This is a genomic window from Fredinandcohnia quinoae (assembly GCF_022427965.1).
In the GTDB taxonomy this organism is placed as follows: Bacteria; Bacillota; Bacilli; order Bacillales; family Bacillaceae_L; genus Ferdinandcohnia; species Ferdinandcohnia quinoae.
Window position 1 is genome coordinate 14,845 of record NZ_JAKTTI010000046.1, and the last position, 15,172, is coordinate 30,016.

General features: G+C 36.6%; 16 protein-coding genes. 13 read left to right on the forward strand and 3 right to left on the reverse strand.

What is annotated here, in order from left to right:
- Positions 1-35 precede the first annotated feature (35 nt).
- Positions 36-1,640 carry an amidohydrolase gene (locus MJG50_RS19805; RefSeq protein WP_240257507.1) on the forward strand — a complete coding sequence of 535 codons (1,605 nt, stop codon included), beginning with the start codon at positions 36-38 and terminating at the stop codon, positions 1,638-1,640.
- A gap of 35 nt (positions 1,641-1,675) precedes the next feature.
- Here the strand turns inward: MJG50_RS19805 and MJG50_RS19810 are convergent, their stop codons facing one another.
- The gene (locus MJG50_RS19810; RefSeq protein WP_240257508.1) at positions 1,676-2,476 is read right to left on the reverse strand and encodes an NAD kinase; all 801 of its coding nucleotides are present in this window, start codon (positions 2,474-2,476) and stop codon (positions 1,676-1,678) included.
- 177 nt (positions 2,477-2,653) lie between these two features.
- Here MJG50_RS19810 and sppA point away from each other — a divergent pair, with 177 nt between their 5' ends.
- The 9 genes from sppA (at position 2,654) to MJG50_RS19855 (ending at position 10,109) form a co-directional block, all read left to right on the forward strand.
- Complete coding sequence (gene sppA / locus MJG50_RS19815; protein ID WP_240257509.1) at positions 2,654-3,667, forward strand: signal peptide peptidase SppA; 1,014 nt, start codon at positions 2,654-2,656, stop codon at positions 3,665-3,667.
- A gap of 16 nt (positions 3,668-3,683) precedes the next feature.
- Entirely contained in the window at positions 3,684-4,166 is a 483-nt protein-coding gene (locus tag MJG50_RS19820) for an RDD family protein (protein ID WP_240257510.1), read from the forward strand.
- Between the two features lie 102 nt (positions 4,167-4,268).
- Complete coding sequence (locus MJG50_RS19825) at positions 4,269-4,949, forward strand: DUF2953 domain-containing protein (RefSeq protein ID WP_240257511.1); 681 nt, start codon at positions 4,269-4,271, stop codon at positions 4,947-4,949.
- Positions 4,950-4,967: 18 nt separating this feature from the next.
- The gene (gene ytfJ, locus MJG50_RS19830; RefSeq protein WP_240257512.1) at positions 4,968-5,468 is read left to right on the forward strand and encodes a GerW family sporulation protein; all 501 of its coding nucleotides are present in this window, start codon (positions 4,968-4,970) and stop codon (positions 5,466-5,468) included.
- 125 nt (positions 5,469-5,593) lie between these two features.
- Positions 5,594-6,094: a thiol peroxidase gene (gene tpx / locus MJG50_RS19835; protein WP_240257513.1), complete on the forward strand. Its 501-nt coding sequence runs from the start codon at positions 5,594-5,596 to the stop codon at positions 6,092-6,094.
- Between the two features lie 117 nt (positions 6,095-6,211).
- A complete protein-coding gene (locus MJG50_RS19840) occupies positions 6,212-7,213 on the forward strand; it encodes a class I SAM-dependent methyltransferase (RefSeq protein ID WP_240257514.1) in 1,002 nt (333 codons plus the stop codon).
- Positions 7,214-7,391: 178 nt separating this feature from the next.
- Positions 7,392-8,579, forward strand: coding sequence for an acetate kinase (locus MJG50_RS19845; protein WP_240257515.1), 1,188 nt, complete (start codon positions 7,392-7,394; stop codon positions 8,577-8,579).
- Positions 8,580-8,755: 176 nt separating this feature from the next.
- Entirely contained in the window at positions 8,756-9,595 is an 840-nt protein-coding gene (locus tag MJG50_RS19850; RefSeq protein ID WP_240257516.1) for an EcsC family protein, read from the forward strand.
- A gap of 1 nt (position 9,596) precedes the next feature.
- Positions 9,597-10,109, forward strand: coding sequence for a MogA/MoaB family molybdenum cofactor biosynthesis protein (locus MJG50_RS19855; protein ID WP_240257517.1), 513 nt, complete (start codon positions 9,597-9,599; stop codon positions 10,107-10,109).
- A gap of 39 nt (positions 10,110-10,148) precedes the next feature.
- On the opposite strand, the gene MJG50_RS19860 is transcribed toward MJG50_RS19855, so the two are convergent.
- Positions 10,149-10,463 carry a hypothetical protein gene (locus MJG50_RS19860; protein ID WP_240257518.1) on the reverse strand — a complete coding sequence of 105 codons (315 nt, stop codon included), beginning with the start codon at positions 10,461-10,463 and terminating at the stop codon, positions 10,149-10,151.
- 187 nt (positions 10,464-10,650) lie between these two features.
- On the opposite strand from MJG50_RS19860, the gene MJG50_RS19865 reads away from it, so the two are divergent.
- Together MJG50_RS19865 and argH are read left to right on the forward strand one after the other, a co-directional pair.
- Positions 10,651-11,856 carry an argininosuccinate synthase gene (locus MJG50_RS19865; protein ID WP_240257519.1) on the forward strand — a complete coding sequence of 402 codons (1,206 nt, stop codon included), beginning with the start codon at positions 10,651-10,653 and terminating at the stop codon, positions 11,854-11,856.
- Entirely contained in the window at positions 11,853-13,229 is a 1,377-nt protein-coding gene (argH, locus tag MJG50_RS19870; protein ID WP_240257520.1) for an argininosuccinate lyase, read from the forward strand. The genes MJG50_RS19865 and argH overlap by 4 nt, the downstream gene beginning before the upstream one ends.
- Before the next feature lie 26 nt (positions 13,230-13,255).
- Here the strand turns inward: argH and MJG50_RS19875 are convergent, their stop codons facing one another.
- Positions 13,256-13,708 (reverse strand): universal stress protein, encoded by a 453-nt coding sequence (locus tag MJG50_RS19875; RefSeq protein ID WP_240257521.1) that lies wholly within the window; start codon positions 13,706-13,708, stop codon positions 13,256-13,258.
- Between the two features lie 209 nt (positions 13,709-13,917).
- Between MJG50_RS19875 and ald the strand changes: the two genes are divergently transcribed.
- The gene (gene ald / locus MJG50_RS19880; RefSeq protein ID WP_240257522.1) at positions 13,918-15,039 is read left to right on the forward strand and encodes an alanine dehydrogenase; all 1,122 of its coding nucleotides are present in this window, start codon (positions 13,918-13,920) and stop codon (positions 15,037-15,039) included.
- The last annotated feature ends 133 nt before the right edge of the window (positions 15,040-15,172 follow it).

Consider the following 15,172-nt stretch of genomic DNA (forward strand, 5'->3'; position numbering starts at 1 on the left):
TTTTTTTTCACTACAAAATGAAGGGGGATGCGAAATTGGGTACTTTATATAAGAACGGAAAAATCTATACGATGGTCCATGAAAATGAATTTGTTGATTGTATTCTTGTTAAGAATGGAATTATTGCTGCGATAGGTACAGAAGCTGAAATAAGTGATCAATTTCTTAACGATATAGATGCTACAATCGATTTATTAGGTCATACGATGTTTCCTGGTTTTGTGGATAGTCACATGCACGTGATTGGTCATGGTGAAAAGATAATGCAAGTAGACCTATCCGAGATGACCTCTTCACAACAAATAAGAAAGGCAGTCAAGGATAGAGTCGATGTTGCGGGTGATTGTGAATGGATAATAGGAGAGGGCTGGAATGAAAATGAATTAGTAGATAAAAAAATCTTTCATAAGAATGAATTAGATGAAATATCACCTAACAATCCGTTAGTCTTAAAAAGAATATGCCGTCACGCCTTAGTAGCGAATTCAAAGGCATTAGAGCTTGCTGGCATTACGAATGTCACCCATAATCCACCGGGTGGAGTCATTGTCAGGGATAATGATGGGGTTGCAACAGGCTATCTATTAGATCAGGCTCAGGAACTAGTGAAGAGTGTTATTCCAGAAGTGTCTGAAGATTATTTAGAAAGAGCCCTCACTGTATCTATCAATGATTGTCTAAGTCTAGGACTTGTTGGATGCCATACAGAGGATCTTAACTATTATGGTGGTTTTCAACGGACTTATCACACGTTTCAGAAGGTAATCAATGAAAAATCAATAAAGTTTAGAGCAAATTTGTTAGTACACTATGAAGTGGTCGATGACATGCATGATCTTGGGCATCACTTTCAATCGGGTAATGAATTTATTGAAATTGGAGCAATGAAAATATTTGCAGATGGAGCATTAGGAGGGCGAACAGCACTATTAAGTCACCCGTATAATGATTCTCCTGAAACATCTGGTGTTGCAATTCATTCATTAAGGGAACTTAAAAACATAGTTAAAAAAGCAAGGAAATATGAGATGCCTGTTGCGATACATGTGATAGGTGATTTGGCATTTGAATATGCTGTCAAAGCAATTGAAGAGTATCCACCATTAAAAGGGCAAAGAGATCGACTCATCCATGCACAAATTTTACGAAGGGAACTTATTGATCGAGCTAAAAAGCTACCGATCATCCTTGATATTCAACCTAGATTTGTTGCTACCGATTTCCCTTGGGTAATTGAAAGAATTGGTGAGAGTAGGATGGAGTATTGTTATGCATGGAAGACGTTACTTAAGGAAGGATTTCATTGTGCAGGTGGTTCGGATGCCCCGATTGAACCGGTTGATCCACTCCTTGGCATTCACGCTGCAGTAACGAGAAAGAATCCAAATGATGTATTAAATAGGGTGTATATGCCTAACGAAAGGCTCTCCGTTTATGAAGCCATACAGCTATTCACAAGTGGAAGTGCCTATGCAACCGGGAAGGAAAATCAACAAGGGAAAATCCTGCCCGGATATGTTGCTGATTTTACAATTCTAGATCGGGATCTACTAATAATTCCACATGATGAAATATTGAAAGCGAAAGTTGTGATGACTATAGTAGATAATGAAATCATGTATACACGCGAAGAACAATAAAACCGAACTACTAAGAAGTAGCTCGGTTTCAATCATTACAAAAATGTTCTCTTTACTTTCTCCCAGAAGGAATTATCTTTTAGTTTAACAGTTTTAATTCTTTTTTCGCTTAAGCGAATATCTATATTTTCTACATTTTTGATACTTAGTGCTTCATTATCCATACCGATTATAGGAAAGTCGTTACCATCTCGAACATCCTTTAATGTTAATTTTCTGTCTCCACTTAAGATGAAAGAGGATCCAAGTGTACGATACCGATTGTTATTAAGTGAGGCAAGCTCACTTACCTGTAGGCATGGGAGTAAAGGGTCTACGACTGCCCCCCTGACCGACTTATTATAAGCGGTGCTTCCTGTTGGAGTTGCAATGATTAAACCATCGCCCCTAAACGTTTCGAAATGCAAATCATCAATGAAAACATCCACTACAAAGGTTTTGATAATTGCTGATCGAATTGAGCATTCGTTCAAGCAATGAAAAGAAGTATTATTATCAACCTTAACTTCAATCGTTGGATATTTTCGGACCTCGACTTTTTCATTTTGCATTGCTTCAATCATTTTATCGGTATCATCTGCATGGAAATCGCAGTATAGACTTAATGAACCAGTAGTAGAAATCCCAGCATAAAGGCAGTCTTCACGAAAATTTGTTTTTCGAACGGCTTGAAGAAATGTCCCATCCCCGCCTATACTAACGATAATATTTGCATCTTTTTGGTCATCTACGATGGTAAAGCTCTGTTCCTTTGCCAATTGATGTAGATTTTTAACATACTCCATCGTTCTGTCTTCATTTTTGTAGAAAAAGTAAATATTTCGACGATTATTCATACTATAATTCCTCCAATCCAATTTCAACATTATTCTATGTAGTTTTCACAATCCTAACTAACATCTGTTACAATTAGTAGATGTATTTCGTTTTAGTGTACCATTTTTATGAAACCATTAGGAATCAGAAACGTAAGTATTTTTGAACAATTTATAAATTTTGTAGGAGGAAATGAAATGAATGGAAAAAGGTGGGCGGCGCTTGGCATTGCCGCATTACTATTTGGATTTTCAGTAATTTTTAACTTTGCAACAAATCTTGCATCGAATAACTTTTCAAGCTGGTCAGATGAGCTTTTGGCAACGGCTGAAGAGGAGTTTGTAGAAAAGGTAATCATTCAAGGAAAGGGAGCAAATAAAATTTTAGTATTACATGTTGATGGTGTAATTGAGGATACTGGTGAAAATGTCGCCTCCATTTTCCAATCAACTGGTTATCAACATCAAACATTCTTGAAAATGATTAAACATGCTGAGAAGGATCGAACAATAAAAGGAATTATCCTGAAAATTAACACTCCAGGTGGTGGGGTCGTTGAAAGCGCAGAAATACATAAGAAATTAAATGATTTTAAAGAAGCTACTAAAAAACCAATTTATGTTTCAATGGGTTCAATGGCAGCATCTGGTGGGTATTATATCTCAACTCCAGCAGATAAAATCTTCGCCACACCTGATACAATGACTGGATCATTAGGTGTGATTATGCAAGGTGTTAATTATAGTGGGTTGGCAGAGAAGTACGGGGTAAAGTTCGAAACGATAAAGTCTGGTCCTTATAAGGATATTATGTCCCCTAGTCGAGAGATGACTAAGGAAGAACGAGAAATCATGCAAACAATGGTGGATAATGCATATCAAGGATTTGTCGATGTTATTGCCAATGGTCGTAACATGTCTGAGGAGAGTGTCAGAAAGATCGCAGATGGACGAATTTATGATGGCCGTCAAGCTAAGGAAATCAAGCTTGTGGATGAGCTCGGATACTTTGAAGATACGGTTGAGGCAATGAAGAAAGATTACAAGTTAGGTGATATAAAGGTTGTAGAATACAGTTCAAATGTTGGGTTTGGTTCATTATTTTCTATGAGTGCACAGAAAATATTTAGTGAGGATATTGAAATGTCAACACTTGTAAATCTATTATCACAGCCTAATTCACCACGATTAAAATACCTATATGCTGAATAGAGGAGGATAGATTGAGATGGATTTGACACGTGAAGACCTACAAGGTAGCGGACAACTGCTAGATTCAGAACCACATGTTCATGCTGATATACGGTATTCTGGGTTTTGGATGCGATTTTGGGCATATCTACTTGATTTAATTGTTATTGGGAGTATCAATCGGATTTTGATATATCCAATATTTAGAGCACTTGATATTTCATTATCTGAACGCGAAATATTTAGTGCTGCTTCAATTGCAACAGCAGTTATATTCTTTTTATATTTCGTATTAATGACGAAATTCTTTAATCAAACACTCGGAAAAATGGTATTTGGAATTAAGGTTGTTTCACTGGGTCAGCAGCCATTAACATGGAATACAGTGATTTTTAGAGAGTTTCTAGGTCGTTACATTGCTAAGCTATTTTTTATTGGCTATATTGTCGTAGCATTTACACCTAAGAAACAAGGGGTACATGATTTGTTTTCAGATACGACTGTCATTCACACACGATAAAAAATACGATATGAAAAGATGGTCAGTATAATCTGACCATCTTTTTTTGTTTAATTTTCCAAAGAAAGGGTGATAATGGAAGGTTGAAAGGGTGTGAGCGTAATGAAATGGTTTTTGTTAATTTTGCTCATTATTATTCTTCTACTTCTAGTAATTACCTTTACAAAATTGAAAGTATTCCTTCATTTTAAGCATTTTCAAGACGATGACTACATCAAGATAAAATTCAGTGCTTGGTTTGGTTTACTAAAATATACGATACACATTCCAATGGTTCGTGTGGATGATGATTCACCAAGTATTATTTTTAAACAACAATCTACAAAGAGCGGAGAAAAGAAGAAAAAAATAACTTGGGAAAAAATAAAGAATAGTTTATATGATACGAAAAAAATACTTGAACATGTCGTTAAGTTGCATCATATTTTAAAGGGTTTTTTAAAGAATGTAACAATATCAAAATTCGAATGGCATTCAGTACTGGGGCTAGGTGATGCAGCACATACAGGGGTGTTAGTTGGTTTGGGCTGGTCGTTAAAGGGCACACTTTTTAGTATGGTGAGTCATTATATGAATGTGCAAGCACATCCAGATTATTCGGTAACTCCTTCATTTCAAAAAGCAATTTCACAAACAGAGTTGACATGTATGATTCACTTTCGAATCGGGCATGCTATGTTAGCAGGAATAAGACTGTTCAGAAGTTGGAAGGGAGGAATACCAAAATTTAAATCCCCTTCCCTTACGAAATTATCGGACAATAATACTAAAAAATCAGTTTGATGACAGGAGGAGTTATACATGTCTGAACATCCAATTCAGGGTTTAATGACGACTGCAATGGAAAATCTTAAACAAATGATTGATGTTAATACAATCATTGGTGACCCTGTTGAAACACCTGATGGAAGCGTCATTTTAACGGTTTCAAAGGTAGGCTTCGGATTTGCTGCTGGTGGTAGTGAATTCAAGGGGCAAGGTGGATCAGGAGGATCAGGTGGATCAGGGAAAGAAAGTGATAGTGGTGGTGGTGAAGGTAAAAGTAGTGGTGGTCAACAGGGCTCTAAGCTTCCATTCGGTGGAGGAAGCGGAGGAGGAGTATCAATCACCCCGATTGCTTTCCTAATCGTAAGCTCATCAGGTGTGAAGATGCTCCATCTTGATGAAAGCACACATTTATATGAAAAACTGTTAGAGCTTGCACCTCAAGCTATTGATAAAATCCAACAAATGCTGAAGAAAAATAATCAAGGACAAGAGCAGCAAAATCAAAATAAACAAAAGCAAGATTTTGATATATAAGTGCAATAAGTTAACTGTTACTAATCACAGTTAACTTTTTATTTTTTAATGCCTAATAATTGCAATCTATTCTGATAATAGATATGATTTACTCGTACATATTATATTTTAAGGAGGATACGGAAATGGCAAATATTACATTCAAGGGTGGAGCAGTTACTTTATTAGGAAATGAAGTTAAGGTTGGTGAGAAAGCACCTGAATTTACAGTTCTTGCAAATGATTTATCACCTGTTTCACTAGCGGATTCTAAGGGTTCAGTAAGATTAATTAGTGTTGTGCCTTCTCTAGACACTGGTGTTTGTGATGCACAAACACGTCGTTTTAATGAAGAAGCAGCTAATCTAGATAATGTAAAGATATTAACAGTAAGTGTTGATTTACCATTTGCACAAAAGCGCTGGTGCGGTGCGAACGGAATTGATAATGTACAAACACTTTCAGATCACCGTGATCTTTCATTTGGTGAAGCGTATGGCGTGGCAATTCAAGAATTACGATTATTAGCTCGTGCTATATTCGTTGTTGACAGTAATGATGTTGTAACATATGTGGAATACGTAAGTGAAGCAACTGACCATCCAAACTATGAAGCAGCTCTTGAAGCAGCAAAGGCAACGAAATAATAGTACTTTTTTAACAGCCCTGATGAAGTTAATCGGGGTCTTTTTTTGTTTAAATTTGTATGGTTAACTGTAATCCTCTACAATAAGGGGTATGCATATAGAGAAGGAGTAATAATGATGGACCAATTAAATAATGTTGAAAAGATTTTTACAATTATTGATAATACTGCCACGATTTTAAAAGAAGAGCTATCTTGCTCCTATTTAGAGGCTATTGCAGAAACGGGAGAGAATATTTTTCAAAATGCAATACTTCAAGAGGAAGTAAGTGAATTGTCTAAAAAACGTCTAGAAAAGGAATATAACTCTATTCAATTTGACCGATTCAGTGTCGAAGAAATTAGAAAGGCTTTCCAATTATCCGTATTAAAGGGAATGAAGGAAGCAACTCAGCCGAATCATCAAATGACACCTGATGCAGTAGCTATTTTCATGAGCTATTTAGTTGGGAAATTTACTGAAGGCATAAACGGCTTCTCCATTCTGGATCCTGCAGTAGGAACAGGGAATTTATTAACGACAATATTAAATCAAAATCAAGCTAAAATCAGTTCTTCACATGGTGTCGATGTCGATGATCTACTCATTAAGCTAGCTTATGTGAGTGCAAATTTACAACAGCATTCCATTCAGTTTTTCAATCAGGATAGCTTGCAGCCACTATTTGTAGATCCGGTAGATGTTGTTGTTTGTGACTTGCCTGTCGGATATTACCCAGACGATATTCGAGCATCTTCTTATGAGCTAAAAGCAAAAAAGGGTCATTCCTATGCTCATCATTTATTTATTGAACAGAGTATGAATCATACAAAAGCAGGTGGATATATGCTTTTTCTGATTCCAAATCAATTATTTAATAGTGACCAAGCAGCAGAGTTAAATGCGTTTATTAAAGAGAATGGCATTATCCAAGGTCTAATCCAGTTACCATTATCTTTGTTCAAAGATGAAAAGGCGGCTAAGAGCATTCTTATCATTCAGAAAAAAGGAGACAATGTTAGAATTCCAAAACAAGCATTATTAGTAGATCTTCCAAAATTCTCTAATAAAGCTGCGATGTCAGGGATCATTCAACGAATTGATGGCTGGTTTAAAACTGAAAAACAGAGCACTCACTAATCTGAAAATAAAGACTTTGTTACGAAAACGGTACCAATTAGGCTTTGCTCTTGAAATGTCTTGTGCATGGTGTTTAAATGAAAAAGGTATCTATGAAAGTTTGTCATTTTGCATAGAATAATGTAGAAGAAAAATACATAATTCGAAATGTATGAGCAAGATAAAAGGAGTGTAAAAAATGCCTAAAATAATTGCGATAAATGCCGGTAGTTCTTCATTGAAATTTCAACTATTCGAAATGCCAAGTGAGGAAGTTATTACAAAAGGTCTTTTTGAACGGATTGGACTAGATAATGGGATTTTTACAATTTCATTTGGAGACGAGAAGGAAACGATTGAAACGGATATACCGGACCATTCGGTAGCGGTAAAATTATTACTTTCAACGCTAACAGAAAAAGGGATTATCAAGTCATTAGATGAAATTGAAGGAATCGGTCACCGTGTGGTTCACGGTGGTGAGAGATTCAATGATTCGGTTTTAATAACTGATGAAGTATTGAAGGAAATTGAAGAGTTATCTGAATTGGCACCTCTTCATAATCCTGCAAATGTGACAGGAATTAAAGCATTCAAAGAGGTTCTTCCAAATGTACCTGCTGTTGCAGTGTTTGATACAGCTTTCCATCAAACAATGCCGGAAAAATCATTCCTATACAGCCTTCCGTATAATTATTATACAGAGTATGGAATTCGTAAATATGGCTTCCATGGTACATCACATAAATATGTCTCAGTACGTGCAGCTGAACTTTTAGGTCGACCTGTTGACCAGCTTCGATTAATATCTTGTCACCTTGGAAATGGAGCAAGTATTGCAGCAATCGAAGGCGGCGAATCAATCGATACATCAATGGGATTCACACCACTTGCTGGTGTAGCGATGGGAACTCGTTCTGGAAATATTGACCCTGCATTGATTCCATATATCATGGAGAAAACTGGAAAAACTGCTGACGAAGTACTTGATGTTTTAAATAAAAAAAGTGGAATGCTAGGAGTTTCAGGCTTCTCAAGTGATTTACGAGACATTGAACAATTAGCAACTGAAGGAAATGATCGAGCAGAGCTAGCCCTTGAAGTATTTGCAAGTAGAATTCACAAATACATTGGCTCATATGCTGCTCGTATGCATGGTGTAGATGCAATTATTTTCACTGCAGGAATTGGTGAGAATAGTGATACGATTCGTGCACGTGTGCTCACTGGCTTAGAATTTATGGGAGTGTACTGGGATCCAGCATTGAACAAAGTTCGTGGTAAGGAAGCATTCCTTAACTACCCACATTCACCAGTGAAAGTTATCGTGATTCCAACTAACGAAGAAGTTATGATTGCTAGAGACGTTGTACGCCTAGCAAATTAATATAAAAGGACAAACCGTTTATCAAGTAGCCGGTTTGTCCTTTTTAATTTGGTATCACTAGTATGGTTAGTGGAGTTTCTCTCACATTATCTGGAAGTAATATCTCCCACTGATTGAAGTTTCACTTTATGTTATAATTCTCTGTAGATATGGTGATTGAAACGGAGGGGCTATAAGTGGCTTTCACAGAGCGTGAGGAAAAGGTTTTTGAGGAAATTCAAAGTTGGTCAGAGAAATTGTATCAATATGAACCTACGGATTTTGAAATGACATATGATAAATGGTTAGATCAGTCATTCAAGCTTATTCCAGAAAACGTGAGAAATGAATTCTTTTTAAAATTGGATAATTGGCTGTTTCATTTAAATGCAATTCTACAAGGTTCACAAATTCAAATGGATGCAAGACAGAGAATATTAACTTCTGCACGGATTTTTCAAAAAGATATTGAGGAAATATCGGATTTAAAGGAATTAAATATTGAACAGCTTACATATCTTGCCGAGCACCAAATAGCAAGGCATAGACTATATTCATTTGCACACGGCAGCCTTTCTGGGACGGGAGGCTTTGTATTACTTGGGACTGATATTCCAGCATTGACAATTATTAATCTAAGAATTATACAACTTATTGCTATGTCATATGGATATGAAGTAAATACTCCTTATGAAATGATGACCTCACTAAAAGTATTCCATGCTGCTACATTACCGAAACGAATGAGTTATAAAGGGTGGGAGATGCTCGTCGATGAAATTGATGATTCTTATCAAAATCACTTTTTCTACGAAGGATCAGAGGAGTTAACAAATGAGACATGGCTCTCGTTACCTTTAAAGCATATTCTAAAAGCCTTGGCAATCACATTATTACGCAAAAAAATAATTCAAGGGATTCCATTAGTAAGCATGGCAGTTGGAGCTGGAATGAACTATCAATTAACGAGACAGGTTTCAGATTTCGCTCATCATTACTATCGCTTACGTTTCTTGAAGGAAAAGGAGGAAGCGTAAAGTGAGTGTGAATGAACATAAATCAGAAGCCCCAAAGAATGTAAAATGTAAGATAATCACGATTAGTGATACTCGTACAATGGAAACAGATAAAAGTGGACAGTTAATGATCTCTATGCTTAATGAGTACGGACATGAGATTATTGATTATGAAATCGTGAAGGATGAGCAGGAAGCAATTCAACATGCAATTATTCGTGGATGCGAAAATAATGATATTGATATTATCCTTACAAATGGTGGTACAGGAATTGCGAAACGAGACGTGACTATCGAAATAGTGCAACAATTGATTGAAAAGGAAATTGTCGGTTTTGGTGAACTATTTCGGATGTTAAGCTATACAGAAGATATAGGTTCTGCGGCAATTCTTTCAAGAGCAATTGCAGGAATTAGAGATAATACAGCCATCTTTTCTACACCAGGCTCTAGCGGGGCGGTTAAGCTTGCCATGACAAAGCTTATTCTTCCAGAACTAGGTCATGTCGTTCGTGAACTAAAGAAGGATCTATAGGAAACAGGACTAATCTGCAAAAGAGATTAGTCCTGTTCATTATGAGTGCACCTTCTCCGATACACCTTGATTCATTCGATACCATAGCCATAAATCATTAATAATTGAAGCGTGTTCAGATATTTCAGAGTTAAGCTCACAGGAACGAATAAAGTTCATTTCATTCCCAAGCTCATCTTGTTTTTTATTAATGATCACTTCTATTTCTGCAATTCTGTCTGGTATATGTCCCCTTATTTTCTCCCAGTATAATAAAATCCGATGTTGAGTCTCCTCCTGATATTCTTCCCATTCCTTCTCAAGATTTGGCAAGGAAATACCTAGGCGCTCATCATATATAAAGTAATTTTCCAACGTACCCACTCCTAAAGAAGTACTCCTGTCTATCATTTTACATTAACAGTTATATTCTTTCCATCTAAAAACTTATTTTAATTTTTACTATTGAAAAAATACAAAAGAGTTGTTAAAGTATTACTATTATGTTTGTATAAATATTAACTAATGTGAATTAATATTCAACATAAGGAGGAAAAAGTAAATGTCTAAAAAGAAAATTGTCTTAGCATATTCAGGTGGGTTAGATACAAGTGTCGCGATAAAATGGCTTCAAGATCAAGGATATGATGTAGTAGCATGCTGTTTGGATGTTGGTGAAGGAAAAGACTTACAGTTTATTAAAGAAAAGGCAATACAGGTAGGGGCAATATCATCTCATGTGATTGATGCGAAAGAGGAATTTGCAAACGAATTTGCGCTTGCCGCATTACAAGCACATGCACTTTATGAAGGAAAATATCCATTAGTCTCTGCACTTTCGCGACCTTTAATTGCTAAAAAGCTCGTAGAAGTTGCGGAACAAGAAAATGCAGTAGCAGTTGCCCACGGTTGTACAGGAAAGGGGAATGATCAAGTCCGTTTCGAGGTTTCAATTAAAGCTCTTAATCCTGATTTAGAAGTGCTTGCACCTGTCCGTGAGTGGAGATGGTCACGTGAGGAAGAGATCGAATATGCAAAAGTACATAATATCCCAATTCCAATTAATTTAGATAGTCCTTTTTCGATTGATCAAAATTTATGGGGAAGAAGTAATGAATGTGGAATCTTGGAAGATCCATGGATGTCTCCGCCAGAAGAAGCATATGAGTTAACGGTTGCTCTTGAAAAAGCACCAGATACTCCTGAAATTATCGAGATCGGGTTTGAACAAGGTGTACCGAAAACAATTAATGGTAAGGAATATTCGTTAGCGGAGCTTATTTTGGAACTAAATTATGTAGCTGGAAAGCATGGAATTGGCCGAATTGATCACGTTGAAAATCGACTAGTCGGAATTAAATCTCGGGAAGTATATGAATGCCCGGGAGCTATTACTCTATTAAAAGCACATAAAGAGCTTGAGGACATTACTTTAGTAAAAGAGGTAGCCCATTTTAAACCAGTAATTGGGCAAAAACTGACAGAATTAATCTATAACGGGTTATGGTTCTCTCCGTTAAAGGATGCATTAGTAGCATTCTTAAAAGAAACACAAAAAAATGTAAATGGTGTAGTTCGAATCAAGCTATTTAAGGGACATGCAATTATAGAGGGCCGTAAATCAAATAATTCACTATATGATGAGAAGCTTGCTACTTATACTTCTGATGATGAATTTGACCATAGCGCAGCAGTCGGTTTTATTTCATTATGGGGCTTACCAACGAAAGTTAACAGCATTGTAAATGGTAAGAAGGTTGAAGTATGAAGAAGCTTTGGGGTGGAAGATTTACAAAAAGTGCAGAAGAGTGGGTAGATGAATTCGGAGCATCGATTTCCTTTGATAAGGAATTAGTGAAAGAAGACATCGAAGGCAGTATTGCCCATGTGACGATGCTTAATAAATGTGAAATTGTCACGGATGAAGAAGCAACTTTAATAAAAGAAGGTCTACTCACACTACTTGAAAAAGCAAAGAATCATGAACTTGAGTATTCTGTTGCACAAGAGGACATTCACTTAAATCTCGAAAAAATGCTCATCGATGAAATTGGGCAAGTCGGAGGCAAGTTGCACACAGGAAGAAGTAGGAATGATCAAATTGCGACTGATATGCACTTATATTTACGTAATCAAGTTGATGAAATTATCCAATTGCTAAAAGAATTGCAGCATGCCCTTTACACTCAAGCGAGTGAGCATGTTGAAACAATCATCCCTGGTTATACTCATTTACAAAGGGCACAGCCGATTTCTTTTGCACATCATTTACTTGCTTATTATTGGATGTTTCAAAGGGATACAGAGAGATTACAAGATTCACTTAAACGAATCAATATTTCTCCCCTTGGGGCTGGAGCACTAGCTGGTACTACCTTTCCCATCGATAGACATTATAGTGCCGAATTAATGGGATTTGAAGGAATATATGAAAATAGTCTCGATGCGGTAAGTGACCGAGATTTTATCATCGAGTTTTTAAGTAATAGCTCACTCATTATGACGCATCTCTCCCGGTTCTGTGAGGAATTAATCTTATGGTCAACGACTGAATTTAATTTTATCGAACTAGATGATACCTTTGCGACTGGAAGCAGCATAATGCCACAGAAAAAGAACCCGGATATGGCTGAACTCATTAGAGGGAAAACAGGTCGAGTGTTTGGAAATTTAATTGGCTTATTAACCGTTTTAAAAGGTACTCCACTAGCATATAACAAGGATATGCAAGAGGATAAGGAAGGAATGTTCGATACTGTTAAGACGGTAACTGGTTCTTTGAAAATCTTTTCGGGGATGATTTCCTCGATGAAGGTTAACAAAGAGGTAATGTCTAGAGCAGTAAAGAAAGACTTCTCAAATGCGACAGAGCTTGCTGATTATTTAGCTGCAAAAGGTGTTCCATTTCGAGAAGCACATGAGATTGTTGGAAAGCTTGTATTAACATGTATTGAGAAAGGAATCTATTTATTAGATTTACCATTATCAACATATCAAGAGGCATCACCATTATTTGAAAATGATATATTCGAAGTTTTACTTCCAGTAAACGCTGTTGCCCGCCGAAATAGCCTCGGTGGAACAGGCTTTAACGAAATTCGAAAAGTATTGGAACGTATCTCACAAACAAAAAAATCGTGAATTCTCACGATTTTTTTGTTCTAATCTTATTCAGTATCTTTTTGTGTTCTTACTACGAGTACATCACATTTTGCATATCTTGTAATATGCTCTGAAACACTTCCCATTAAAAAGCGCTCTACTGCGTTTAAGCCGGTGGCCCCACAAATAATAAGATCAATATTATGTTTAGGTGCTATATCTTTCGCAATTTTAACTTTTGGAGATCCATATTCAATATCTATTGCAACATGATTAACACCAGCTTCAATTGCCTGATTTTTATAATCGTTGATAAGTCTCTTCGCGTAATTTTCAGAACTCTCAGCCATCGTATATTCATATGCTCCAAGTGTTGCAAATTGCTTCATATCAATAATGTGGGAGATGACTAAATCAGCTTGGTTTCGTTTACAAACCTCGATAGCCTTTTTAAAAGCCCATTCAGCTTCCTTTGAACCATCCACAGCTACAAGAACGTTTTTGTATGTTAGTCCCATAACTATCAACCTCCAAAATAAAAGAATGTCTTTCTATAAAAATTATATCACCATAACCTTTATATGAACTGTCATAGACTTGAAGAATTAATGAACATTTCGAAATTATCTTTTTATGAAGTAAAATGGTTCAATATATGGATAATTATCTTTTTTATGTTAAAATGTAAGTGTTTTCATAATGATAATCTTTTAGGGGAGTGTTTATAATGCGTATTGGGGTACCTAAAGAAATTAAAAATAACGAAAATCGAGTGGCTATGACTCCGGCTGGTGTTGTTAACTTAGTAAGCTCTGGTCATGAGGTTTATATTGAAACCAATGCTGGTCTAGGCTCTGGATTTTTTGATGAGCAATACATAGAAGCGGGTGCAAAAATCGTAAAAACTGCAAGTGAAGCGTGGTCAATGGATATGGTCATGAAGGTTAAGGAACCTATTCATGAGGAATACCAATACTTTCGTGAGGATTTAATTTTATTCACATACTTGCACTTAGCTCCAGAACCTGAACTAACAAAAGCTCTAATCGATAAAAAAGTAATCGGAATTGCGTATGAAACAGTTCAGCTTCCAAATCGTTCCTTACCGCTGTTAACGCCGATGAGTGAGGTTGCAGGTCGGATGGCAACACAAATCGGTGCACAATTTTTAGAAAAGCCACATGGTGGAAAAGGAATCCTTCTTGCAGGTGTACCTGGAGTACATCGAGGTAAAGTAACAATTATCGGTGGTGGGGTTGCAGGAACTAATGCCGCTAAAATGGCGATTGGTTTAGGAGCACAAGTAACTGTAATTGACCTTAGTCCAGATCGTCTGCGCCAGTTAGATGATATCTTTGGTTCAGACATCACAACATTAATGTCAAACCCACTGAATATTGCTGAAGCTGTTAAGGAATCTGATCTTGTAATTGGTGCAGTACTTATTCCAGGAGCAAGAGCACCTAAACTTGTATCGGAAGAAATGATTAAATCAATGGCTCCAGGTTCAGTTGTTGTAGACATCGCAATCGACCAAGGTGGAATATTCGAAACAACAGATCGAATCACGACTCATGATGACCCAACTTATGAAAAACATGGTGTTGTCCATTATGCAGTAGCAAATATGCCAGGTGCTGTACCTCGTACGTCTACAATGGCTTTAACGAACGTAACAGTCCCATATGCACTTCAAATTGCAAATAAAGGATACAAGCAAGCTTGTCTAGAAAATGAAGCATTGTTAAAGGGAATCAATACATTGCATGGGTATGTTACATATAAAGCAGTTGCTGAAGCACATGGAATTGAATATTCTGAAGTAAGAAGTCAATTAAATCAAGATTAACTTTATTCAGCATAAGTCTCCCACTTCTATAAGTGGTGAGATGAATGCAAATCATTTTCAATTCAGAGGTGTTCAAAACCGACTGAAATTAAGGAACTCAGACTAAGAACGCCACATCCTGTGGCAACGTCTG

What these genes read in the sequence shown, in the direction of transcription:
- MJG50_RS19820 (WP_240257510.1), top strand. Translation starts at nt 3,684, where the DNA reads ATGGATTTGACACGTGAAGACCTACAAGGTAGCGGACAACTGCTAGAT.
- MJG50_RS19840 (WP_240257514.1), top strand. Translation starts at nt 6,212, where the DNA reads ATGGACCAATTAAATAATGTTGAAAAGATTTTTACAATTATTGATAAT.
- MJG50_RS19825 (WP_240257511.1), top strand. Translation starts at nt 4,269, where the DNA reads ATGAAATGGTTTTTGTTAATTTTGCTCATTATTATTCTTCTACTTCTA.
- ytfJ (WP_240257512.1), top strand. Translation starts at nt 4,968, where the DNA reads ATGTCTGAACATCCAATTCAGGGTTTAATGACGACTGCAATGGAAAAT.
- MJG50_RS19845 (WP_240257515.1), top strand. Translation starts at nt 7,392, where the DNA reads ATGCCTAAAATAATTGCGATAAATGCCGGTAGTTCTTCATTGAAATTT.
- sppA (WP_240257509.1), top strand. Translation starts at nt 2,654, where the DNA reads ATGAATGGAAAAAGGTGGGCGGCGCTTGGCATTGCCGCATTACTATTT.
- MJG50_RS19875 (WP_240257521.1), bottom strand. Translation starts at nt 13,708, where the DNA reads ATGGGACTAACATACAAAAACGTTCTTGTAGCTGTGGATGGTTCAAAG.
- MJG50_RS19810 (WP_240257508.1), bottom strand. Translation starts at nt 2,476, where the DNA reads ATGAATAATCGTCGAAATATTTACTTTTTCTACAAAAATGAAGACAGA.
- MJG50_RS19865 (WP_240257519.1), top strand. Translation starts at nt 10,651, where the DNA reads ATGTCTAAAAAGAAAATTGTCTTAGCATATTCAGGTGGGTTAGATACA.
- argH (WP_240257520.1), top strand. Translation starts at nt 11,853, where the DNA reads ATGAAGAAGCTTTGGGGTGGAAGATTTACAAAAAGTGCAGAAGAGTGG.
- tpx (WP_240257513.1), top strand. Translation starts at nt 5,594, where the DNA reads ATGGCAAATATTACATTCAAGGGTGGAGCAGTTACTTTATTAGGAAAT.
- ald (WP_240257522.1), top strand. Translation starts at nt 13,918, where the DNA reads ATGCGTATTGGGGTACCTAAAGAAATTAAAAATAACGAAAATCGAGTG.